Origin of the sequence: Pseudoalteromonas sp. TAB23 (assembly GCF_000498075.1) — a bacterium.
In the GTDB taxonomy this organism is placed as follows: Bacteria; Pseudomonadota; Gammaproteobacteria; order Enterobacterales; family Alteromonadaceae; genus Pseudoalteromonas; species Pseudoalteromonas arctica.
The window spans coordinates 98011-121362 of the sequence record NZ_AUTP01000313.1; the positions used below are offsets into that span (position 1 = coordinate 98011).

General features: G+C 39.5%; 15 protein-coding genes, 3 pseudogenes and 1 other annotated feature. Of the genes and pseudogenes, 6 read left to right on the forward strand and 12 right to left on the reverse strand.

Annotated features, from left to right (window positions below; translation table 11 throughout):
- Positions 1–7: 7 nt before the first annotated feature.
- Positions 8–3022 (reverse strand): EAL domain-containing protein, encoded by a 3015-nt coding sequence (locus tag L654_RS0120475; protein WP_024589409.1) that lies wholly within the window; start codon positions 3020–3022, stop codon positions 8–10.
- 192 nt (positions 3023–3214) lie between these two features.
- Positions 3215–3332, forward strand: a sequence feature (Phe leader region).
- 44 nt (positions 3333–3376) lie between these two features.
- Here L654_RS0120475 and L654_RS0120480 point away from each other — a divergent pair.
- Positions 3377–4534: a chorismate mutase gene (locus L654_RS0120480; RefSeq protein ID WP_024608931.1), complete on the forward strand. Its 1158-nt coding sequence runs from the start codon at positions 3377–3379 to the stop codon at positions 4532–4534.
- 125 nt (positions 4535–4659) lie between these two features.
- Here the strand turns inward: L654_RS0120480 and tyrA are convergent, their stop codons facing one another.
- The 6 genes from tyrA to ffh form a co-directional block, all read right to left on the reverse strand.
- The gene (tyrA, locus tag L654_RS0120485) at positions 4660–5793 is read right to left on the reverse strand and encodes a bifunctional chorismate mutase/prephenate dehydrogenase (RefSeq protein WP_024608932.1); all 1134 of its coding nucleotides are present in this window, start codon (positions 5791–5793) and stop codon (positions 4660–4662) included.
- A 255-nt stretch (positions 5794–6048) separates the two neighbouring features.
- Positions 6049–6408 carry a 50S ribosomal protein L19 gene (rplS, locus tag L654_RS0120490; RefSeq protein ID WP_007581406.1) on the reverse strand — a complete coding sequence of 120 codons (360 nt, stop codon included), beginning with the start codon at positions 6406–6408 and terminating at the stop codon, positions 6049–6051.
- Positions 6409–6441: 33 nt separating this feature from the next.
- Positions 6442–7209: a tRNA (guanosine(37)-N1)-methyltransferase TrmD gene (trmD, locus tag L654_RS0120495; protein ID WP_007581405.1), complete on the reverse strand. Its 768-nt coding sequence runs from the start codon at positions 7207–7209 to the stop codon at positions 6442–6444.
- The gene (gene rimM / locus L654_RS0120500) at positions 7209–7745 is read right to left on the reverse strand and encodes a ribosome maturation factor RimM (protein WP_010554631.1); all 537 of its coding nucleotides are present in this window, start codon (positions 7743–7745) and stop codon (positions 7209–7211) included. The genes trmD and rimM overlap by 1 nt, the downstream gene beginning before the upstream one ends.
- A 17-nt stretch (positions 7746–7762) precedes the next feature.
- The gene (gene rpsP, locus L654_RS0120505) at positions 7763–8011 is read right to left on the reverse strand and encodes a 30S ribosomal protein S16 (RefSeq protein WP_002962192.1); all 249 of its coding nucleotides are present in this window, start codon (positions 8009–8011) and stop codon (positions 7763–7765) included.
- A gap of 260 nt (positions 8012–8271) precedes the next feature.
- Positions 8272–9651: a signal recognition particle protein gene (gene ffh, locus L654_RS0120510; RefSeq protein WP_007581399.1), complete on the reverse strand. Its 1380-nt coding sequence runs from the start codon at positions 9649–9651 to the stop codon at positions 8272–8274.
- A gap of 252 nt (positions 9652–9903) precedes the next feature.
- Here ffh and ccsA point away from each other — a divergent pair, with 252 nt between their 5' ends.
- On the forward strand, positions 9904–10710 hold the full coding sequence (ccsA, locus tag L654_RS0120515; protein WP_024589411.1) for a cytochrome c biogenesis protein CcsA: 807 nt from the start codon (positions 9904–9906) through the stop codon (positions 10708–10710).
- Between the two features lie 61 nt (positions 10711–10771).
- Entirely contained in the window at positions 10772–12040 is a 1269-nt protein-coding gene (locus L654_RS0120520) for a CNNM domain-containing protein (RefSeq protein WP_007581396.1), read from the forward strand.
- Between the two features lie 48 nt (positions 12041–12088).
- Here L654_RS0120520 and L654_RS01000000126495 read toward each other — a convergent pair.
- Both L654_RS01000000126495 and gshA read right to left on the reverse strand, forming a co-directional pair.
- A pseudogene (locus L654_RS01000000126495) lies at positions 12089–12701 on the reverse strand (transglycosylase SLT domain-containing protein).
- A gap of 144 nt (positions 12702–12845) precedes the next feature.
- Positions 12846–14421, reverse strand: a pseudogene (gene gshA, locus L654_RS01000000126500) (glutamate--cysteine ligase).
- Positions 14422–15009: 588 nt separating this feature from the next.
- On the opposite strand from gshA, the gene L654_RS0120535 reads away from it, so the two are divergent.
- Positions 15010–16557: a PAS domain-containing methyl-accepting chemotaxis protein gene (locus L654_RS0120535; protein WP_024608933.1), complete on the forward strand. Its 1548-nt coding sequence runs from the start codon at positions 15010–15012 to the stop codon at positions 16555–16557.
- A 52-nt stretch (positions 16558–16609) separates the two neighbouring features.
- Here L654_RS0120535 and clpB read toward each other — a convergent pair whose 3' ends face one another.
- The 3 genes from clpB to rluD all read right to left on the reverse strand — a co-directional run bounded on the left by clpB (position 16610) and on the right by rluD (position 20991).
- Entirely contained in the window at positions 16610–19186 is a 2577-nt protein-coding gene (gene clpB / locus L654_RS0120540) for an ATP-dependent chaperone ClpB (RefSeq protein ID WP_007581388.1), read from the reverse strand.
- A gap of 96 nt (positions 19187–19282) precedes the next feature.
- Positions 19283–20014 carry a peptidoglycan editing factor PgeF gene (gene pgeF / locus L654_RS0120545; RefSeq protein ID WP_024608934.1) on the reverse strand — a complete coding sequence of 244 codons (732 nt, stop codon included), beginning with the start codon at positions 20012–20014 and terminating at the stop codon, positions 19283–19285.
- Entirely contained in the window at positions 20014–20991 is a 978-nt protein-coding gene (rluD, locus tag L654_RS0120550; protein WP_002962209.1) for a 23S rRNA pseudouridine(1911/1915/1917) synthase RluD, read from the reverse strand. The genes pgeF and rluD overlap by 1 nt, the downstream gene beginning before the upstream one ends.
- Positions 20992–21132: 141 nt before the next feature.
- Here rluD and L654_RS0120555 point away from each other — a divergent pair, with 141 nt between their 5' ends.
- Together L654_RS0120555 and L654_RS01000000126505 are read left to right on the forward strand one after the other, a co-directional pair.
- Positions 21133–21897, forward strand: coding sequence for an outer membrane protein assembly factor BamD (locus L654_RS0120555; protein WP_007581382.1), 765 nt, complete (start codon positions 21133–21135; stop codon positions 21895–21897).
- A gap of 123 nt (positions 21898–22020) precedes the next feature.
- A pseudogene (locus L654_RS01000000126505) lies at positions 22021–23352 on the forward strand (IS4 family transposase); the annotation flags it as partial.

The following is a 23352-nucleotide window of genomic DNA, read 5'->3' on the forward strand; positions in this document are numbered from 1 at the left end:
AATTTTATTAACTACTTACTTCGCTATTCGAGAGTTCATTTAACCTTTCATACAATTTTGGCAGTTCGTGCTCAGCAATTGGTTTACTAAAATAATAGCCTTGTACAATGAAGCAATTATTATTTTGTAAAAACTGCATCTGCTCTATTGTCTCAACCCCTTCTGCGACCACGTCTAGCTTTAACTTTTGCGCCATGGCAATAATAGCGGCAGTGATTTCCATATCATTTGTATCCTCAGGGATATCTTTTACAAATGAACGGTCAATTTTCAATATATCAACCGGGAATCGTTTTAAGTAACTGAGTGACGAATAGCCAGTACCAAAATCATCAATAGAGATAGATATACCTAAGGCTTTAAGCTCGTGGAGTTGTGTAATTGCAGCTTCTACATTTCCCATTAGCATACTTTCAGTCAGCTCTAAGTGAAGGCGCTTAGCCGAAACACCCGTTCTAATTATCATTTTACTCAGTGTTGAGACTAAGCTTGAGTCTTTGAACTGGCGAGCCGATAAGTTTATCGATATATTATTTTCTAAGCCTTGCTTTGTTAATCTTACGGCAAAATCACAAGACTCTTGAAGCACCCATTCGCCTAATTCAACTATAAGGCCTGTCGCTTCTGCAATAGGAATAAATTTATCTGGAGGGATTGCGCCTTCAGTTGGGTGGAACCATCTTAATAACGCTTCATAGCCAATGACCTGATGAGTACGACTATCAACTTGAGGTTGGTAGTAAACTACAAACTGTTTTTCTTTTAGTCCTATACGTAGCTCATTTTCAATAAATAAACGCTCATTAGCAGCTGCGTTCAATTCTTGGCTATAAAAATGGAATGTATTACGCCCTTTTGCTTTTGCCTCATACATTGCTAAATCAGCATGTTTTAATAACTGATCCTCTTCTAGGCTATCGTACGGAGCCATTGTAATACCAATACTCGCGCTCACAATAACTTCATTACTACCTAGTTTTATAGGCACATTCAGTGTTTTTTGAATTGTATTGGCAACATCAGTCGCGTGAGCTTGGCTTTCTATACCACTGAGTAATACTGCAAATTCATCACCACCTAAGCGCGCTATGGTGTCCTCGGCTCGTAAACGTTTTTTAAGTCTGTTTGCCACTTCAATTAATAATTGATCGCCAGCATCGTGACCTAATGTATCGTTAATACGTTTAAATTCGTCTAAATCAAAGTAAAACAATGCAAATGCATAGTGCCCACGTTCTGCTAATGCCATTGATTTACGCAATTGCATTCTAAAAAACGTTCTGTTGGCAAGGCCCGTAAGGGTGTCAAAGTAAGCAAGCTGCTCCATTTTACGCTGGCTTTCTTTTACAAACGAAATGTCTTGTGCAGATGCTACATAGCTGGTTATTTCACCGCCCTCTTCACGAATTGGCGAAACACTTAAAGATACCCAAATTGGCTCTTTATTCAAGCCTTGAATTAATGTATCACCGCGCCAGTAATTACGGCTGCGTAGATCTATGTCTATATCTTCAACTAAAATAGACATTTCTGAGGCAATAATATTAAGTAATGGTGCTCTATTAAAATGACTTTCTGGGTAGCCTGTCATTTCGAGCATTTTTGGATTTACGTATTCAATTACAAATTTCTCATCGGTGATCACAACCCCAGTGCCCGAGAATGCTACCGCTTTAGATAAACGGTTAGCTGCTTTTTCAGCAATTTCTTTTTCTGTAATTCTCTGGTTTAAGCCATCGATAAGTTTGCGAATTTCTACCGTCATGTCTCTAAATGAGCCATTAAGCGTGCCAATTTCATCTTTGTTTTCTGGTGGGAATTCTGTAGTTAATTGACCTTTGCCAAAACTTGTAACTGCATAAACCAAAGTATGTAAACGGCGAAGGACTAGTTGATAAAGCGCTTGATGCAGCAATAAGGCAACTAATATTGCGTATAAAATAAAGAGACCAAAAAACTTCAGTTTTAAATCTTGTAATGCAGATAACGTCGATGAACGCTTTTTATATACCCCTATGTACCAATCTAAGTCATCAATCTTACGAATATTGATAATATGAGCTTCGTCATTTTTTTCAAACGAATTTGCGTATTCAGGTAACTTCACCGCAATTACATCGTCAATAATCGACTGCAGCGCTGGGTTTACAAATTCGTTAGTAGCAAGTGCTTTATTATCGCTACCATAGTCAGCTAGTAAGGTCGGATTTAAATCTGGGTGTGCTAACAATTGCCCTTTACTATCAAACACAAGTAGGTGTTTTTCTTTATCACCAACAGGTAAAAACGAAATAAGTTTGTTGAGGGAAATATCGCTCCCCGTCACACCTAAAAACTCATTATCGACATAAACAGGCACTAGTAAGCTAATAACCCATTTGCGCCATACTGTATCGTAATAGACTTTTGACCATGCAGGCTCTCTTACTGTTTCAAGCGTACTTTTAATCGATTTATAAGTTGAGCCATTCGTTGCTCTAAAGTCGGCAGGTGCGTTTAATGCCCAATTTGGAGGAGAAACACGAATAAAATCATCATCTGTTATTAGATAAAAGTTAAAAAAGTCGTGTACCAGTGTAGGAGAAATTATACGCCACAGCATCTCAGAATCATTAAATAGGCGTTTATAAAAAGGAGAGTAATTTTGCTGTGGTAAAAATGCTGCTGATAAACCATCAGCCGAGGCACTTCGAATCGTACCGTCACTATTAAATTGTAACTGTGATTTATTGCTTAAATTAATTGGTGAATTGGGTTGAAAAAGTTGTTGTGTTACTACGTTATTAGCTTGCTGAGCAATATTTACTTTTGTTTTAATGCGCTCATTAAATTGCTTTACTAATAAGTCTGTCGAGCTTTTTAAAACTTCGTGTTCTTCAAAAACGAGTTGTTTCTCTTCAGATTTAAGCATTAAGGCAGCCGCACATACCCCAGCTATTAAGCAAATAGCAGATATGAGTAGCGATAGTTTTACACTTAAAGAATTCAATCCAAAACGCGATGGAGGGCGTCTGTAAACCACGGGTCAACCTTAATTATTAATAATTGTTATTATTTGAACCAGTTAACGAAATATACCAGATCCGGATTCATATTTATAAATTATTTGTAAACTTTCTATAAAAACTAATATAGTGAAATAAATAGTACTCCAAGCTTATTTAGATCTTTATTGACATTGTTAGCAACTCTCCATACATTAACTGCATGAACATATTTATCTCTCGCACTTTTTTTTCGTTTTTTAGCTTCTTTATATAGAAGAGGCTTCCCTGTTTGTGAGATAAAATCAATCGAATAGTAAAGCCTCCCAACCGGGAGGCTTTTTTGTTTTTGCTGTGTAATAACAGCTTACTTTTGGAATGAGGATACCAAAATGACAAGTGATGTTTTAAATACCCTAAGACACGATATAAATGAAATAGACTCCGATTTACTCGTGTTATTAGCTAAACGTCGTCGTATTAGCCACGGTGTGGTTGAGTACAAAATTGCTAACAACAAACCAATTCGCGATGAAGCACGTGAACTCGCACTTTTAGAGAAACTGATTGGTTATGGTAAATCACTAGGTTTAGATGCTTACTACGTGAATAATGTTTTTCAAACTATTTTGGAAGACTCTGTTTTACATCAACAAGCAATGCTACAAAAAAACCTGAATCCAGATGCCCTTAGTGAAACACACCGTGTAACTTACTTAGGTGGTCAGGGTTCTTATAGCCAACTAGCATGCCATAAATATTTTAGCCGCCGCCCGGGTAAATTAGTTGAAATTGGCTGTACATCGTTTGACGAAATAACAGGTAAAGTAGAAAACGGACAAGCTGATTTTGGTTTATTACCCATTGAAAACACAAGCTCTGGCAGTATTAACGAGGTGTTTGACTTATTACAGCACGCGCAAGTATCTATTGTTGGAGAAGTAACTCACAGTGTAGAGCATTGCTTACTCGCCAACCCTGATACTGAACTTAGTCAACTAACAAAAATATTTGCACACCCACAACCATTTGCGCAGTGCAGCCGTTTTTTACAGGGCTTAGGTGATTTACAACACGAAACATGTGACTCAACATCAAGCGCGCTACAATCAGCTCTGAACACACCATACAGTGCTGCAATTGGCTCTGCACAAGCGGGGAAAAATGTCGGGCTTGAGGTTATTAAATTAAACCTAGCTAATCAAAGCGAAAACCATAGTCGCTTTATTGTTGTTGCACGTAAGCCTCTACAAGTGTCTAACCAAATTCCAACTAAAACTAGTTTGATCATGTCGACAAAACAGCAAGCGGGCTCACTAGCCGATGCGTTAATGATTTTTAAGCAGCATAAGATTAATTTAGTAAAACTTGAATCTCGCCCTACTCCGGGCAATCCGTGGGAAGAAGTTTTTTATGTTGACCTAGAAGCAAACTTAGCTGAAAGCCAAGTAAAAGAAGCGCTAGAAGAACTTAAAGAGCACACCCAATATGTACGTATTTTAGGATGCTACCAAAGCGAGTCACTACAGGCAGTAAGCGTTAATACTTAATAAGCAATTTTACAAATCAAAAAGGGCCGATATCGGCCCTTTTTCGTTAACTAGTACCAGTCTGCATAAATATTTTAGCAATTTAACGAATTAAATCCCCACTTAAGCAAACGGTATAACAAATATTAATCTAAAACTTTTGAATCATTCGCTTTATTTAATAAGCTTCGGCTTTGCGTTAAAAAGTGTTCTGTCGAGTCAGAAAAGTAAACTTTCGCCTCAGCAAAAGAATCAATAAGCGCGGCTTTATCTCCCGCTTTTAATTTTGCTAATGTACTTGCAAAGGTATCTTGGTACTGTGCAAGTAAGGTTTCTACATCATCGAATTGTGCTAGCATAATATCTGAGTACAGCTCAGGCGACTGTGCAAATAAACGCCCTACCATCATCAGTTCTAATTGATATATAGGTGACGAGCAGCTACGTAATTCTTCTAGTGTATGACTTTGTTTTGCTAGAAATTGTCCGTACACAAATGTCGTTAAATGGCGCATTACCTGAATAATTTGCATTGCTTCATCATGCTTTTTAGCATCAAGCTCAACAAGCTGACAACCCCATACTTGTAACTGTTGTAGCAAGCCTTTTGCCGCTTGGTGCTCTCGTCCTTCACATACAACGACTGTTTGTTTTACCCAGTGTGATATATCAGGCCCAAACATAGGATGTAAACCAACCACAGGGCCACTATGCGCAGCTTTTAGTGCTTTAATAGGCGATTGCTTTACCGATGTAATATCTACAAGTAAACAGTCATCATCTAGTTTAGGTAACTTAGCAACGACAACGTCCAATGCATTAATAGGTACGCTAATCATTACCAGCTTGGCACCTTTTAAAATACTTTTCGCATCGTTTTGCTGATCTTTATCTAAAATTTTAACTTCGTAACCTGAGCGAATAAACTGCTGTACAAATAACTGGCCCATGGCGCCTTGACCACCCACAATTACAATTGGCGAAAGCTCTGGCGCTGCGCATGCAAGTTTTGCTTGTTGGTTTTGATAGGCTTCTCGCATCATGCGTCTAAGTATATCTTCAACGAGATCTGGGCTTACATTTTGATTTATTGCTTCTTGTCGTCTTGCCGCTAATAGCTCTGCTTCACGGGCAGGTGCATGTAAAGGTGCGCCTGTTTGTTGTTTTATCTCACCAATTTTTTGCGTAATACCATTACGTTTAGCGAGTAAGGCAACAAGTTGTGCATCGCATTCATCTATACCTTCTCTTAGCTGTGCTAAATCACTTATGTCAGCCACGTTCGTCCCACCTTAAAAAACCAAATAACGTAAATATAAATTTACATAAAAGTAAACTAATCAATACGATAAATACTAACAGGATCAGCTAACTGAGAAAAGGCTAAAGCGGAAATTTTACTAATGAGGAATTGAGAATTGAGAATTGAGAATTGAGAATTGAGAATTGAGAATTGAGAAATAATATTCTAAAACCAAAACGGGTTGCAACCCGAAGGATGCAACCCGTTTTTTTGCGTTGATAAACAGCGCGTATTAGTTAAGTTTTTCTCTAATACGTGCAGATTTACCAGAACGCTCACGTAGATAGTAAAGCTTAGCACGGCGAACTGCACCGCGACGCTTAACTGTTACGCTATCAATAAGAGGGCTGTGCGTTTGGAATACACGCTCAACGCCTTCACCGTTCGAGATTTTACGAACTGTGAATGCTGAGTGAAGACCACGATTACGCTTAGCGATTACAACACCTTCAAAGGCCTGTAGACGCTCTTTAGCACCTTCTTTTACTTTTACCTGTACAACCACTGTATCACCAGGGCCAAATGCAGGTACGTCTGTTTTAAGCTGCTCATCTTCAAGCGCTTTAATAATATTTTGGTTTACTTTTGCCATTATGTTTCTCACTTTCCTAGGTGTAACTGTCTTCTAGCCACAAGCTTTTTGGTACTCTTGCTGAAATTTCGCGAGTAATACCGCTTGCTCCTCAGTCAGAGCTAGGTTATGCAACAAGTCAGGACGTCGTAACCAAGTTCTGCCTAATGACTGCATAAGCCGCCATTTTGCTATCTCTTGGTGGTTACCACTGAGTAATACAGCAGGAACCTGTTTGTCGTCCAATGTTTCTGGTCGTGTATAGTGTGGACAATCTAACAAGCCATCCGAAAACGAATCTTGTTCTGCTGACTGGTTATGACCTAACACACCTGGCACTAATCGCGCTACTGCGTCAATTAATGTCATGGCAGGTAGTTCACCACCACTCAAAATAAAATCACCAATTGACCATTCTTCGTCAACATATGATTCTATTATTCTCTCATCTATACCTTCATAGCGACCGGCAATCAAAATCAGTTTTTTAGAGTTAGCGAGTTCGCTAGCACCTTGCTGATCAAGTTTGCGCCCTTGCGGGGACATATAAATTACTTTAGCACCATCACCAGCTGCTTTTTTAGCTTCGGCAATCGCTTTTTTTAATGGCTCAACCATCATTAACATACCAGGTCCGCCCCCGTAAGGACGGTCATCTACGGTTCTATGCTTATCTAAAGCGTAGTCTCGCGGATTCCAGCAGTTAAAATCAATTAAGCCATTTTTTACTGCGCGACCGGTAACACCTTGGTCTGTAATAGCGTCAAACATGTCTGGAAAAAGGCTTATCACCCCTACCCATAATGAACTAGTTTGCGTCATTAAAAACCAGGATCCCAGTCTACGGTAATTTCTCTTGCATCGTATTTAACTTCTTTAATAACTGAATCAGTTAAAAAAGGAATCAAACGCTCAGCTTGACCAAATGCGTCTTTACTGTTTGCTTTAACAACCAGTACGTCATTTGATCCTGTCTCCATCAGGTCATCAACAATGCCTAAGCTATAACCTTTATCGGTTACAACAGACATGCCAATGAGATCTCGCCAATAGAACTCACCTTGCGGGAGTTCTGGTAAATGCGCTGCATCCATTGAAATTTCAGCATGGGTATAAGCCATTGCTTCGTCTCGGTCGTTTACCTGCGCAAATTTAGCGATAAAGCCTTTGTTGTGGCGACGCCAGTCGACCACTTCTAAGGACTGCCATTTACCTTGCTGCCCTATCAACCACGGGCTGAAATCGAAGATCCCTACGGGATCATCAGTAAATGAATGTACCTTAAGCCAGCCCTTTATACCATATGGGGCACCGAGCTTTCCTACGACAATTATTGATGAGGTGTTCTCTTGACTCATGGTTACACTTACGCCTATTAAGCCGCTTTACGAGCGTCTTTTACTAACTTAGCTACGCGATCTGAAAGAGATGCGCCCTGACCTACCCAGTGTTCAACACGTGGTAAATCTAAACGAATTTTTTCTTCTTGACCTGAAGCAATTGGGTTAAAAAAGCCTACTTTCTCGATGAAGCGACCGTCACGCGAGAAACGGCTATCCGCAACCACAATTTGATAGAAAGGGCGTTTTTTAGCGCCACCACGTTGCAAACGAATAGTTACCATACCGTCCTCTATAAAGATTGACTGTTTTCATTAATAAGATTTACTCCCCAGAATGGGGAGCTGGGGAATTGTACGAGTTTTTGGCAATAACGCAAGTAAGAAGTGAACCAAAAAGGCAGTTTAGTAGGTTAAACCGTGATCTCAACGACAAATAAGAGTTAAAGGTGTATTACATGCATAATTTATTCAACAAAAAAGGAGCTATTTGCTCCTTTAAATATGATTCGCTATTATTTTAAAAAGTAACTTAATGGTACTTTTTAAAATTTAGGACCGCCGCCGCCCATCATTCCAGGTGGTAACATGCCTTTCATACCGCGCATCATTTTAGTCATACCGCCTTTACCTTTCATTTTTTTCATCATTTTTTGCATTTGCGTAAACTGCTTAAGCAACTTATTAATCTCTTGTACTTGTGTACCAGAGCCAGCTGCTATGCGTTTTTTACGCGAACCTTTAATGATTTCTGGGCGTGCACGCTCTTTTTTAGTCATAGAGCTAATAATAGCTTCCATTTGAATAAATGTTTTATCACCCATTTGACCTTTAACAGCATCTGGTAAGTTAGACATACCAGGGAGCTTATCAAGCATTGACATCATGCCACCCATGCTTTTCATTTGCTTTAATTGGTCAGCAAAATCATCAAGAGTAAAACCTGCGCCTTTAAATACTTTTTCAGCAACTCTAGCAGCTTGCTCTTTATCTACTTTCATCTCGACTTCTTCGATTAATGAAAGTACGTCACCCATGCCTAAAATACGCGACGCTATACGGTCTGGGTGGAAAGGTTCAAGTGCGTCAGTGCGCTCACCCACACCCATAAACTTAATAGGCTTGCCAGTGATGTGACGAATAGATAAAGCAGCACCACCACGCGCATCACCATCAGTTTTTGTTAATATAACACCGGTAAGTGGTAATGCTTCGTCGAATGCTTTAGCTGTATTCGCCGCATCTTGACCTGTCATTGCATCAACAACGAACAAGGTTTCAATTGGATTGATTGCTTTGTGAAGATCTTTAATTTCATCCATCATGTTGCTATCAACATGTAGACGACCTGCAGTATCAACAAGTACTACATCTATAAATTTCTTTTTAGCATGAGAAATTGCAGCGGTTGCAATATCAACTGGCTTTTGCGAAATATCACTTGGGAAGAAATCAACATCAACTTCTGCTGCAAGCGTTTCTAGCTGTTTAATAGCCGCAGGGCGATAAACATCGGCACTTACTACAAGTACGGATTTCTTTTTTCGCTCTTTTAAAAACTTAGCAAGCTTAGCTACACTGGTGGTTTTACCCGCACCTTGTAGACCCGCTACCATTACAACGGCTGGCGGTTGCGCATTTAGACTTAGCTCTTCATTAGCCTCGCCCATTGCTTTTTCTAGTTCTTCACGCACTATTTTTATAAATACTTGGCCTGGGCTTAAGCTTTTTGTAACTTCAACCCCAACTGCGCGTTCTTTAACTTGTTTTACAAAGTCGCGAACAACAGGCAATGCCACATCGGCTTCTAAAAATGCCATACGCACTTCGCGAAGTGTGTCTTTTATGTTGTCTTCCGTCAGACGGCCACGGCCACTGATATTTTTTAAGGTTTTACCTAATCGTTCTTGGAGGTTCTCAAACATGTAACGGTTCCGATAAGACGTTTATATCAATCCATTTATATTTATGATTAATTTGATTTTTCAATTAACCTAGATTGACTTATTAAGTTTCAATTAAAAGTAGTATACCGTATATGGCGTCTTACAATATAGTGTTCAAGTGCACCTTGATGAGTTTCTTTTTTTAAGGTCTATGCATTTGCTTTGCTATAAAATACAATGGCTGTATAACAACAAGGATTATTTTGTCTCAAATTAAGTGGCCCAAGCACAATGCTGATTATTAGTTTAACTATTATTGCCAGTTTATTTTATGTGTTAGCAACGTCTCACGTGCTTTCACGGCTGTTTCATCAACAAGGCCCTAGCCAAAAAGTAACCGTTATTTTAAGCACGGTTGCTATAGTGGCGCACATGCTGCTATTAGTTAACTCTGTTTTTAGAGCCGACGGTCAAGATTTAAGTATCGTAAACGTCGCTCTTTTGACGTGCTGGGTGATTGTGGTCTCGGTGACGGCTGTCTCGCTAAAATTCCCTGCAACTTTATTGTTGCCCGTTGTTTATGGTTTTGGTGCCTTACTAACCATTGCCAGTTTATTTATTCCTCATCATATTTTATTGCAAAGTATTAATATTGAGGTGGGTTTAGTAACGCACATCTCTTTATCTTTGTTAGCCTACTGTATTTTAATTATCGCCACTTTATATGGTGTACAGTTTTACTTTATTGATAAACGTTTAAAACGTAAAGATTTAGCAATTGTGCATAGCCATCTTCCGCCTTTAATGGTTGTGGAGCGCCAGCTTTACCAACTTCTTAATTTAGGCACTATATTACTCACATTTGCATTACTTTCAGGGTTTGTATTTCTTGATGGAATGTTCGCTAAAGAGTTCATTCATAAAACAATATTATCGTTAGTTGCGTGGGCTATTTTTACCGTTGTAGCTATCGGGCATATGAAAAAGGGTTGGCGCGGTAAACCGGTGGTTATTACAATCATGGTCGCTGCATTTGTCCTCACACTCGCTTATTTTGGCAGCCGTTTCATACAAGAAGTGATACTAAATAAGTTTTAACTTGACTCTGCTTGCTCACTCTAGCTTAATACGCATTGATTTATAAGAAAAGGATCCATCGTTGGACGACATATCGACAAGTACCCTATTTATCATTTTAGGTTTTTTGGTGCTTTTTTCTGCTTATTTTTCTGGTTCAGAAACCGGAATTATGTCAATCAATCGTATACGCCTGCGACACCTCGCTAAAGAGGATCATCGTGCAGCTAAACGAGTCAGTAAATTACTTAGCCGTCCAGATAGGCTCATCGGTTTAATCTTAATCGGTAATAACCTTGTTAATATTGCAGCAGCCCAAGTTGCAACCATTATAGGTATTCGTCTTTATGGTGACCTCGGTATTGCAATAGCTACAGGTGTGTTAACTTTAGTCGTGCTTATATTTGCTGAAGTAACCCCTAAAACCCTTGCTGCTCTTTATCCTGAAAAAGTTGCCTTTCCAAGCTCTATTATTTTAAAAGGGCTACTTAAAATAATGTTTCCTTTTGTCGTGGTTATTAACTGGATGACAAACGGTATACTGCGGTTATTTGGTATTAGTGCTGCTCAAATCGACGAACACAGCATGAGTAAAGAAGAATTAAAAACAGTACTCAATGAGTCAGGCGCACTTATTCCTGCTCGTCATCAAAGTATGCTGACTTCAATTTTAGATTTAGAACAAGTAACCGTTGAAGATATTATGATCCCACGAAACGAAATTGTGGCCATTGATATAAATGACGATTGGAAACTAATTAGTCGCCAGCTTACCCATGCACAACATACTCGTGTGTTGTTGTATCGCGATAATATAGATGATGCAGTAGGTTTTATTCACTCACGTGATGCGCTTCGTTTACTTACAAAAGAGCAATTTGATAAACCATCTTTGCTACGAGCTGTACGTGAAATTTACTTTATCCCTGAAGGAACATCACTAAATACTCAGCTATTAAAGTTTCAGCAATCTAAAGAACGCATAGGCTTAGTGGTAGATGAGTATGGCGACATCCAAGGCCTAGTGACCCTAGAAGATATTTTAGAAGAAGTTGTTGGCGATTTTACAACTACGCAAACTCGTACGCCGAGCGAAGAAGTAGAAACACAAACTGATGGCTCATGTATTGTGGATGGCGGCGCTAACGTACGCGATTTAAATAAAGAAATGGGTTGGGATTTCCCGCTCGATGGACCTAAAACTTTGAGTGGTTTAATTGTTGAATACTTGGAGAATATTCCTGATGCAAATATTAGTTTGCGTATCGCGGGATATCCTATTGAAGTACTCGAAGTAAAAGAAAATATGATAAAACAAGTGAAGATACTGCCGAATAAGCGTTCTCGCTAAATAAAAAAGGAGCCAATTGGCTCCTTTTTTATATCCATTAATAACTATCTAGCCAAATATAAGACGTTCAAACCAACCTTTATCAAGCTCTTCTTCGCAGTGTTTTAATTGAGCGCCATAGCGGCTCNGCTCTGTGCTTAACTTTGTTCGCAACACCCATTAGCCACTTTTTCTTTTTGTACGTGCCACGCTTATAACCACCCCAGCCTTCATGATAATTAAGGTATTGTGCGTAAGCATCCCATTTAGATATTTTATTTACTTTATGGGTTTTATAAACAAACCACGCCATAAAGTCGATTGCATCGTCAAAGTCGTCTCTATCAGCACCGTTGTTGCCTGTTTCACGAATATAATCAGACCATGTTGGTGTTTTAGCTTGCGAGTAACCATAGGCATCACTTGCGCGACCGGTAGGAATTATCCATAAGAAGTACTCCATAGGCGGAGCGGCATCATGCTTAAATGAGCTTTCTTGGTACATCATACTCATGAGTACATGCTTGGGAGAACCCCATTTTTCTTGTGCATCTTTTGCGTCGAAATACCAATCTGGCTTTTCTTCAAAAATTTTACATAAATCGTTAGGTTGCTTTGGAGGCGCTGTAGCACAACCGGCTAAAGTAATGGCGAGAGATAGGATAATTGCATTTTTTTTCATTTTTCTAAGATCTCACAGAACTTTTTTAAAAAGTGTGGGTCTGACTCAATGAATGCAGCAGTACAGCATTAATTCATCCCTGAATATATTTACGCAGCCAACTTAGGCTGCGTTTTTTTGCTTAAATTTTGCTAAATACCAAGGTTATTTACCGTCAAAATACGCATCTAAAAACGCGGTAAATGACTGGGTATCTGCTTGCTCAATTGCAGCTTGTGCTTCGTTAGACTCTACAACTTGTTGTTCCAGCCAAGGCTTTAAAAACTCGCTGTAGTCAGTGTCTGCGTGGCTTTGCTTATATTTNAGCCAATGCTAGTGCAAAGTGGCCGTTGTCTAAACCAGACTCTTTCAATTGTGACACGTAACGTCCAGAGTAAGTAAGCTCTGGATAATGTATCCACGTTGCCATGCGCTTTATAGTATCTGAGTAATAGTTAACACCATAAGCATTATCCATCCATTTAGCGACATCAGTAAGCTGGGTAAATATTTCATCGCCCCACGACTGAAGGCTACGCTGTGTGTTATTAAAGTTAAGCATTAGCCCTTCTTCTCGACCTTGGTTTACTACTGTGTCGAGATTTTCAGTACTACGTGCTTGTTCTTTCCAATCCATTGGAGCTGAATCTTTTAATAAACAATACGTTAAAAACACATCTAAAAAGTGAATTTGCTCAATATCAATACCAACTTCGCTAAACGGGTTAACGTCTAATGCGCGAATTTCTACGTATTCAATGCCTGCTCGAAGCAATGCATCCGTTGGCGTTTCGCCACTTTTCGCATTACGCTTAGGACGAATTGGCGAGTAAAATTCGTTTTCAATCTGCAGAATATTTTTATTTAACTGCTTAGGGTTTTCACTCTTGTAGTCATCAAGATCACCATAAATTTCTGATGGTGTGTTGATTGCTTTTTTAAGGCCCGCTACATATTCATCTAACGAGTTATACATTACGCGTAGTGACGACTGAGCGCTATTTGTATAACCTAAATTACCTAAACGCAGTGCTGTACCAACTTCTAAGTAAAGCGTGCCTTTACCTAGTTTTTTAAATGGTAAGTCAGTTTTTCGACCTTGCAAAAATGAGTTACACAATGCTGGCGATGCGCCAAACATGTAACTTATTAGCCATAGTTCGCGTTTAAAGTTACGAATAAGGGATAAGTAACCTTCTGAAATAAAATCTTGAAGGCTTGCATTGCTTTTTTGTAAAGAATGAAGTGACTGCCAAAGCGTATCTGGGAATGAAATATTAAAGTGAACACCCGCAATTGCTTGCATCATACTACCGTAGCGATTTTTTAATCCTTCACGGTATAGTGTTTTCATTTGACCAGTATTTGAACTACCAAATTGAGCTAGCACTATATCGTCTTGGTGCTCAATAAAACACGGCATACTAATGGGCCAAAGTAGTTCATCGCCCATTTTTTCTAGAGTGAACTTTTGAAGGTCTTTTAATTGCTTAAGCGTTTGCGTTGACGATTCACTAACTGGAGTAATAAATTCAAGTAAAGACTCAGAAAAATCAGTTGTAATATGGCCGTTAGTTAACGCACTGCCCACACCTTTTGGGTGACCTTGAGGTGATATAACACCATTATCTTGTATTCTTAGCGACTCTCGCTCTATGCCACGTTTAATGCCTTTAACTGCATGTTGGTGCTCATTTACTGATAACGCTTCAAGTGCGTTAGCTAAATCATGTGTTGTCAAAAAATCTTTCCTCGGGCCACGTGGCTTAATCATAAGGTTATGGGGGCTAATTACTTAGACTCAAGATTAATACCAATTTTATTGAAAATATGATCATTCTATCGCATTAAATAGCGCACTCACTGCGTTAAAAATTATTCATATAGAACAACTACATGTCATAATTTTTGCCTTGTTATTGTGCTATTTTCTTAGCGCTATAATAGATCACTTATTTAATGCAACTGGTATAAATTGCTAAGAACAATATAATTTCTCTAAGTTAATAATTATTTACCCACTCTATACATGCGCTCAATATGACCAACATCATTATATTAAGTCGTAATATTGCCATTGCTCTGGGCATTATACAAATGCTTTAAATGCGTATTTAAGTATAAATTAAATACGCAAAATATAAGCCTAAAATAATAGACCGGAACTTATTTAAAATGAGTTCAATTTAGCTACTCGATATTTAAATTTGATCTAGATCAATAAAAACAATTATTTGCCTTATGAGCATAAAAGGAAAGACGCTATTTTTTGCTTTGTAGTGTGTAACCAATATAATGACAGCAACAATAAAGGATGATAATAAACATAATGCACAATGATAAAAGCTTAAAAAATGAAGAAGTATACTTTGATGAGTCACAAGAGCTTGTTTCTACTACCGACCTCAAGGGTGTAATAACATACGTCAATCAAGAGTTTTGCTCTGTAGCAGGTTATAGCGCACAAGAGCTTATCGGTCAGCATCATAATATTGTTCGTCACCCTGATATGCCAAAAGCGGCCTTTAAAGAAATGTGGGCAACATTAAAACAAGAGCACTCGTGGCGCGGCATGGTTAAAAACCGCTGTAAAGATGGCCGTTATTATTGGGTAGATGCCTTTGTAACCCCTATTTTTGAGCATAGCCGACTTGTTGGTTATCAATCAGTAAGAACTAAAGCAAGCTCTCAACTTAAGCAACGTGCACACGCTCTTTACAACAAAATAAATGCCAATAAGTCATCATTTAAACTACGAGAACACACCACAATAAGACAAGGCATTACTTTTATATGCCTATTACTTTGGCTGATTTTTATTGCTGTTACGGGATCAATCTCTTTAGCTGTAATTAGCCTATTGATGTGCGCCTTAGTTATTGCGCTAAATTATGACGAACTGATTGTTACCCCTAAAATATTACGCGAACAAAAAGCAAAAGCCGATTCAATCTCTCGCTATATTTACAGCGGCCATACACCGCATAGCGTAAGTGATTATAGAGAGCAAATGCTAAGCGCAAAATTGCGCACGGTTCTTGGCCGTATGAAAGACTCCACATTAAGCTTTAATGGCATCGCAACTGATCTAGATAAACAATCTACGCTTACTGAAAAAGGTATTGCTTCGCAAGGTGAGCGTTTAGAACAAATTGCATCAGCGATGACTCAAATGAGCTCTACCATTGGTGAAATATCAGTAAATACCGCTCAAACAGCTGATAAAGTGAATAACACCCATCAAAGTTGCTCTGAAATAAAAGACCATATTGCAGATAATAGTAAAATGGTATCTGATTTAGCTTTTCAAGTAGAAAAGGCTGCAACCACAGCCACCAGCTTAGCCTCTGAAGCAGATAAGATTGGTAAAGTAATGAGTGAAATAGAGGGAATTGCCGATCAAACTAACTTACTTGCCCTTAATGCAGCGATTGAAGCAGCTAGAGCGGGAGAGCATGGTCGAGGCTTTGCTGTAGTAGCCGACGAGGTAAGGACCCTTTCGTCACGTACTCAAAATGCTACAACACAAATCCACAGTTCTATTAAAGAAATACAAGATACTTTATTTAGCTGGTCTAAAGTAATGCAAAGCACTAAAGCACAAGCCGATAATTGTGTGCTGACAACCGATAAAACTCAAGTTGAATTAGAGGGGATTTTTATCCAAATCAGTGAAATATCTCATTTAGCAATACAAATATCATCTGCTGCAGAAGAGCAACAAATGGTTAGTAATGATATTAGTAATAATGTTTCGCAAATTAAAGACTTTGGAGATAACAACTTAAGCTTAAGCTTTAATGTGGCAAAAGGAGCAGCTGAACTTGTTGAAGGTTCACGTAGGGTGAACGATTTATTACTAACTTTTAAAGTTTAACAAACATAAAAAAGCCGCTATTTTAGCGGCTTTTGAGTTTAATTATTTACAATTAACGCTTGGAAAATACCAGAGAGTCGTCATTTGCATCAATAACGATCACGCAACCTGGTAAGTAGTCTCCATTGAGTAACTTTTGTGCCAGCGGGTTTTCAATCGTTTGTTGAATAGCACGCTTAAGCGGACGTGCACCGTAGACAGGATCAAACCCACTTTCTGCAATTCGCTCAAGAGCAGCATCGCTTATTTCAAGCAGATATCCCATCTCAGTTAAACGCTCACGTAATTTCATTAACTGAATATCAGCTATTTCTTTTATATGCTCGTTTGCTAACGGGTGGAACACGACAGTCTCGTCTATACGGTTAATAAATTCAGGCCTAAACTCATTAATTAATACTTCCATTACTTTAGCTTTAAGGGTCGTGTAATCATTATTACCCGCTTGCTCTTGGATAATATCTGAGCCTAGATTTGAGGTCATGATAATAACGGTATTTTTAAAATCAACGGTTCTACCCTGCCCGTCAGTTAATCGGCCATCATCTAATACTTGCAGTAAAATATTAAACACATCAGGATGCGCCTTTTCTATTTCATCAAGCAATATCACTGAGTAAGGTTTACGACGAACAGCTTCTGTTAAATAACCGCCCTCTTCGTAACCCACGTAACCTGGAGGAGCCCCTACTAGACGTGCGACTGAATGTTTTTCCATAAACTCAGACATGTCGATACGCACCATGGCATCTTCGGTATCAAACATAAAACCAGCCAGTGCTTTTGTCAGCTCGGTTTTACCCACACCAGTTGGACCTAAAAATAAGAAAGAACCAATAGGACGATTAGGATCTGCAAGCCCTGCACGTGAGCGTCGTATTGCGTTAGAAACAGCAACAACCGCTTCATCTTGCCCTATTACTTTACTGTGTAACTTATCTTCCATTTGCAGCAGCTTTTCACGCTCACCTTGTAGCATTCTTGCAACAGGAATTCCTGTCCAGCGAGACAGTATTTCAGCAATTTCATCCTCACCTACTTGGTTTTTAAGCAGAGTCATTTCTTGCATTTCGGCTTGTGAGGCTAAATCAAGTTTTCGTTCAAGTTCTGGAATTCGCCCATATTGCAGCTCTGACATACGCTGTAAATCACTTGCTCTTCGCGCTACATCTAAATCTAATCTTGCTTGTTCAAGCTCGGCTTTAATTACTTGCGTGCCTTGAAGTGATGCTTTTTCAGCATTCCATATCTCGTCTAGCTCACGATATTGCCCATCAAGGTCGGTGATCAACTCTTGCATTTCAGCTCGGCGTTTTTGACTTGCTTCGTCTTTTTCTTTCGCTAGCGCATTATCTTCTAACTTTAGCTGGATGATACGGCGTTCAAGCTTGTCTAACGATTCTGGTTTGGAGTCAATTTGTAATCGAATTGAAGAACCCGCTTCATCTATTAAATCAATCGCTTTATCGGGTAACTGACGGTCACTAATGTAACGATGAGATAACTGCGCCGCAGCAACAATCGCGGGGTCAGTAATTTCTACTGAATGATGTAACTCATATCGCTCTTTTAAGCCACGTAATATTGCAATGGTATCTTCAACAGATGGCTCTTCAATAAGTACCTTTTGGAATCGACGCTCAAGAGCTGCGTCTTTTTCTATATATTTACGGTATTCATCAAGCGTGGTTGCGCCAACACAGTGTAATTCACCGCGTGCTAATGCTGGCTTTAACATATTGCCTGCATCCATGGCACCGTCACTTTTTCCTGCACCTACAATAGTATGTATTTCATCAATAAATAAAATGACTTGGCCTTCTTCTTTAGCCAATTCGTTTAATACTGATTTTAAACGTTCTTCAAATTCGCCACGGTATTTAGCACCCGCAACTAACGCCCCTAAATCAAGTGATAGTACGCGTTTATTTTTTAATCCTTCAGGTACTTCACCATTAATAATACGCTGTGCTAACCCCTCGGCAATTGCTGTTTTACCAACACCTGGTTCACCGATTAATACAGGGTTATTTTTAGTGCGGCGTTGTAGTACCTGAATCGTGCGGCGAATTTCGTCATCGCGACCAATAACGGGGTCAAGCTTACCTTGCTCTGCTCGCTCAGTTAGATCAATCGTGAACTTTTCAAGCGCTTGACGTGTTTCTTCGGCATTTGGGTCATCAACTTTTTGGCCGCCGCGAATCGCTTTAATTGCGGTTTCAATTTTAGTCGAGGTAATATTTAACGACCTAAATATATCGCCAAGTGGACCTTTATCATCGCATGCCGCCAGTACAAATAATTCACTTGAAATATATTTGTCTTTGCGTTTTTGCGCGTACTTATCACATAGATTAATAAGTGATGCCATATTGTTTGATAGCTGAACGTCACCACCGACACCTTCGACTTTAAATAATTTTTCTATTTCTTGTGAAAGCTTGGTGTTGAGTTCGTCAGCGCTGACACCCGTTTGTGCAAATAATGCGCGTACACTAGAGCCACTTTGCTTTAGCAATGAATACATTAAATGTACGGGTTCAATAAATTGATGATCGCGACCAAGGGCTAGCGATTGCGCGTCAGAAAGCGCAGATTGAAATTTACTTGTAAATCTATCTAAACGCATGGTGTTACCTATTAAATAATCTAATTGCTTAATTAATGGGTATGTTTAGGTGTTTGTTCAAGGTGTAGGGGGAAATATAATGATTAAAGATACTAATTACTTGCGCCAGATCAAACTTGCCATACGTCCAGTTTGTCCATCTCGTCGATAAGAAAAAAATAAGTCACTTTGGGAGACGGTACAATAGTCGCCGCCTTTAATATTTTTAACGCCTAGCTGGGTAAGTAGAGTACGCGCAATACCATAAATATCAGCAAGATATTTGCCATTAGTTTGTAGTGTAAATGCTTGAATAAATAAAGGGGACCTTTTTTGAAATAACTCAAACACCTCAGCCCCAACCTCAAATCGGTTTGGTCCAATTGCAGGCCCTAGCCACGCACTTATATTTTCATATTTTGTACTAAAGCACTCTAATGTATTTTCAATAACTCCCTGCTCAAGTCCTCGCCAGCCGCCATGTATAGCTGCAATTTCTTTTTCATCATCACTCACTAATAAAATAGGTAAGCAATCGGCGGTCATTATAGCCAAAGGCTGATTTAATAACTGAGTATAAAGCGCATCAGCATCGTGTAACTCATCAAAATCAAAATATTCATCAACAATAACAACATTAGAGCTATGAATTTGATTTAGCCACACGGCAGGTTTAGGTAGAAGGTTTGTTAATAATGAGCGGTTTTTTGATACATGATTTTGATTATCACCAACATGGAATCCCAAATTAAAACTTTTAAATGGGATTTTTGAAACACCACCTCCACAAGTAGTACTTAACGTTCCTACTTTATGAAGGTTTTGCCATGTCGCTGACAATAAGTGCATTATCTATCGATATCAGGATTAGCTTTAGTATCTTCACGTAGTGCATGTGTCATCGCAACCATATCGTCAGGGATAGGTGCTTGCCATGTCATCATTTCACCCGTGATTGGATGCGCAATGCTCAATTTTACAGCATGTAGTGCTTGGCGTCTAAAGCTACGAAGTAACTCAAATAACTCAGGTGTTGCACCTTTAGGTGGACGCGGACGGCCGCCATAAGATTGATCGCCAATTAGTGGATGATTTAAATGTGCCATATGCACACGAATCTGGTGAGTACGACCTGTTTCTAAGCGCAGACGTAAACGAGTATGAGCACGGAATTTTTCAGCAACACGGTAATGTGTAATTGCCGGTTTACCCAGTTCATGTACTGCCATATGTGTACGCTGAGTCGGATGGCGGCCAATCGCTTTTTCAACCATACCACCTGCAGTCATAGTACCATTACACAGTGCTTCATATTCACGCGTAAAGTTTTCACGCTTTTGTAGCGCTGTTACTAAGTGCGTTTGTGCTGGAATCGTTTTAGCTACAACCATTAAACCGGTCGTGTCTTTATCTAAACGATGCACAATACCTGCGCGTGGTACGTTAATTATTTCAGGGTAGTAATGTAGTAATGCGTTTAGCACTGTTCCATTAGGATTACCCGCACCAGGGTGAACCACTAGGCCCATTGGTTTATTAATTACCAAAATATCATCATCTTCATAAACAATGTTTAATTTGATATCTTGTGCTTCGTATTCGCGTGGTGCTTCAATTGTTGTCTCAACACTTACAACTTCACCACCTAGTAGCTTTTCGCGTGGAGTGTTGAAAATTTCACCGTCTACGGTGATTTTATCATCCAATATCCACGTTTTTATACGAGAACGTGAATAATCAGGGAACAATTGTGCTAATACTTGGTCTAGACGTTTACCACCTAATTCGGTTGGAACGTCGGCTTGAAGAGAAATTTGCTCTGACATTAGTAACTTTACCCAATTTACCAGTGCAAGCTTTGCTCGACTGGGTTAGAATCGCTTTTAATAAAAGCATAATATAATACGCATAGTTTACTCGGTTTTACCGACTTGGCCTAGCCGAAGACATCGAAGGTAACAAATAAAATGATAAATAAAATAGGGAAACGTGCATTTGCCATTGTTTTTTCAGTTTCTGTACTTAGTTTAGGCGCTTGTTCGTCTGCTCCAGACCAAGAAGACATTCAACGTGTACCGAATAAATCTGCACACGCTTTATATGAAGATGCAAAAGAAACACTAGATTCTGGTTTATATGCTCGCGCAATTGAACTTTTGAGTGCAATAGATTCTCGCTACCCGTTTGGCCCATTCTCTAAACAAGTACAAATGGACTTAGTGTATGCGCATTACCAATCAGGTAATACCGAACAAGCACTTGCAACCATTGACCGCTTTATTCGCTTAAACCCAAATCATAAAGACCTTGATTACATGTATTACATGCGTGGTTTAGTGAACATTAAAGCAGATAAAAATGCGTTCCAAGAATACTTTGGTGTAGATAGAGCTGACCGTGATGCTAACCGTACACGCGTTGCATTTACTGATTTATCGACATTAGTAAAACGTTTTCCAAAAAGTGATTACGCGCCTGAAGCGAAACGTCGTCTAGTGTGGCTTTTAAACCGTATGGCACGTTATGAATTAAAAGTAGCCACTTACTACTATGAGCGTGAAGCTTATTTAGCTGCAGCTAATAGAGGCAAATTTGTTGTTGAACACTACTCACAAAGCAGTTACTTAGATCCGGCGCTTGAAATGATGGAAAAAAGTTACGACCAATTAGGTTTAACTGAACTTAGTGAACATGCAAAACAAACACGAAGACTAAATAAAAGAACTAAATAAACAAAAAGGCGCTTAGTAAGCTGTCTCTTATACACAAATCCCTGCTAAGAAATTAGCGGGGATTTTTTTGAACTAAATCTCAATGTCATGATCAGATCTTCAAATCTTGTTTGAGGGCACATTATGATTAACGAACATACTCATTGGGCAAAACAACAATTCGGTAAATCGGACTTAGGTGATCCAAGAAGAACAGCGCGTCTGGTAAAGTTAGCATCAACGCTTGCAAATGAACCAGGAAAACCACTTGTGAACATCACTCAATCCCCCGCCNGATATGGAAGGTGCCTACCGCTTTATTCGCAACGAGAATATTGACGCAACGGCTATAGCAGAGTCAGGCTTTAAAGCCACGGTTGAACAAGCAAAAAGTCATAACTTATTGCTCGCATTAGAAGACACGACCACACTAATTTATAAACATTCCTCCATTCGAGATGATTTGGGTCATGTCGGACGAGGAGCAAAACAACGAGGCTTGTTAGCTCATAGCGTATTACTGTTTGCGCCAGACACAAAGCAAGTTGTGGGATTAATTGAACAGTCTCGCTGGAGTCGTGATATCAACACGATTGGAAAAAGAGAAAAACACGCGACGACTTCTTACGAAGAAAAAGAAAGTTACAAGTGGGAGTCAGCGTCACGAGCGATGGCAGAGCGGCTGCAAGGACAAATGGCGAACGTGATATCGGTGTGTGACCGCGAAGCGGACATCTACGAATACTTGCAGTATAAACTGACCGAGCAGCAACGATTCGTCGTACGCTCGATGCAAAGTCGTCATATTGAAGAAGGTGAGGATAAGCTCTATGCGTTCGCAAGCGAGCTGATGAGTGCAGGCACCAAACACATCCACATTGCACAAAAAGGAGGAAGAAAAGCCCGAAGCGCAACACTGGATATCACCTATGCGCCAGTGACACTCAAAGCGCCTTACAATAAGAAAGGACGCTCCCTACCAGTTTACTATGTCGGCTGTGCAGAGCGAGGAAACGCTGAGAACGGCTTAAGCTGGCACCTATTAACCAGTGAACCAGTCACCAGCAAAGAAGACGCCTTAGCTATCATCACCTACTATGAGCACCGTTGGCTTGTAGAGGAATACCATAAAGTCTGGAAAAGTGATGGCACGGATATCGAAAGTTTACGCCTTCAAAGCCAAGATAACATGGAAAGATTGGTGACGATTAATGGCTTTATTGCGACGCGAATATTGCAACTAAAGTTCACCAATGAGCAGCCTGATTCTCCAAGTTGTGAACAACTGTTATCTCCCAAAGCATGGAAGTTATTGTGGTTAAAGAGAATAAAAACACCATTGCCTGAAACTGCTCCAAATATGTCATGGGCGTATCAGGAACTGGCAAAGTTAGGAGGCTGGAAAGATACCAAGCGCACAGGGCGTGCATCTGTGAAAGTGTTATGGCAAGGATGGCTTAAGTTACAAGCCATCCT

Coding starts and splice junctions, on each gene's coding strand:
- trmD (WP_007581405.1), bottom strand. CDS start 7,209: ATGACGCAAACTAGTTCATTATGGGTAGGGGTGATAAGCCTTTTTCCA.
- rluD (WP_002962209.1), bottom strand. CDS start 20,991: ATGTCAGAGCAAATTTCTCTTCAAGCCGACGTTCCAACCGAATTAGGT.
- clpB (WP_007581388.1), bottom strand. CDS start 19,186: ATGCGTTTAGATAGATTTACAAGTAAATTTCAATCTGCGCTTTCTGAC.
- L654_RS0120480 (WP_024608931.1), top strand. CDS start 3,377: ATGACAAGTGATGTTTTAAATACCCTAAGACACGATATAAATGAAATA.
- rplS (WP_007581406.1), bottom strand. CDS start 6,408: ATGGCAAAAGTAAACCAAAATATTATTAAAGCGCTTGAAGATGAGCAG.
- ffh (WP_007581399.1), bottom strand. CDS start 9,651: ATGTTTGAGAACCTCCAAGAACGATTAGGTAAAACCTTAAAAAATATC.
- L654_RS0120535 (WP_024608933.1), top strand. CDS start 15,010: ATGCACAATGATAAAAGCTTAAAAAATGAAGAAGTATACTTTGATGAG.
- ccsA (WP_024589411.1), top strand. CDS start 9,904: ATGCTGATTATTAGTTTAACTATTATTGCCAGTTTATTTTATGTGTTA.
- pgeF (WP_024608934.1), bottom strand. CDS start 20,014: ATGCACTTATTGTCAGCGACATGGCAAAACCTTCATAAAGTAGGAACG.
- L654_RS0120555 (WP_007581382.1), top strand. CDS start 21,133: ATGATAAATAAAATAGGGAAACGTGCATTTGCCATTGTTTTTTCAGTT.
- rpsP (WP_002962192.1), bottom strand. CDS start 8,011: ATGGTAACTATTCGTTTGCAACGTGGTGGCGCTAAAAAACGCCCTTTC.
- rimM (WP_010554631.1), bottom strand. CDS start 7,745: ATGAGTCAAGAGAACACCTCATCAATAATTGTCGTAGGAAAGCTCGGT.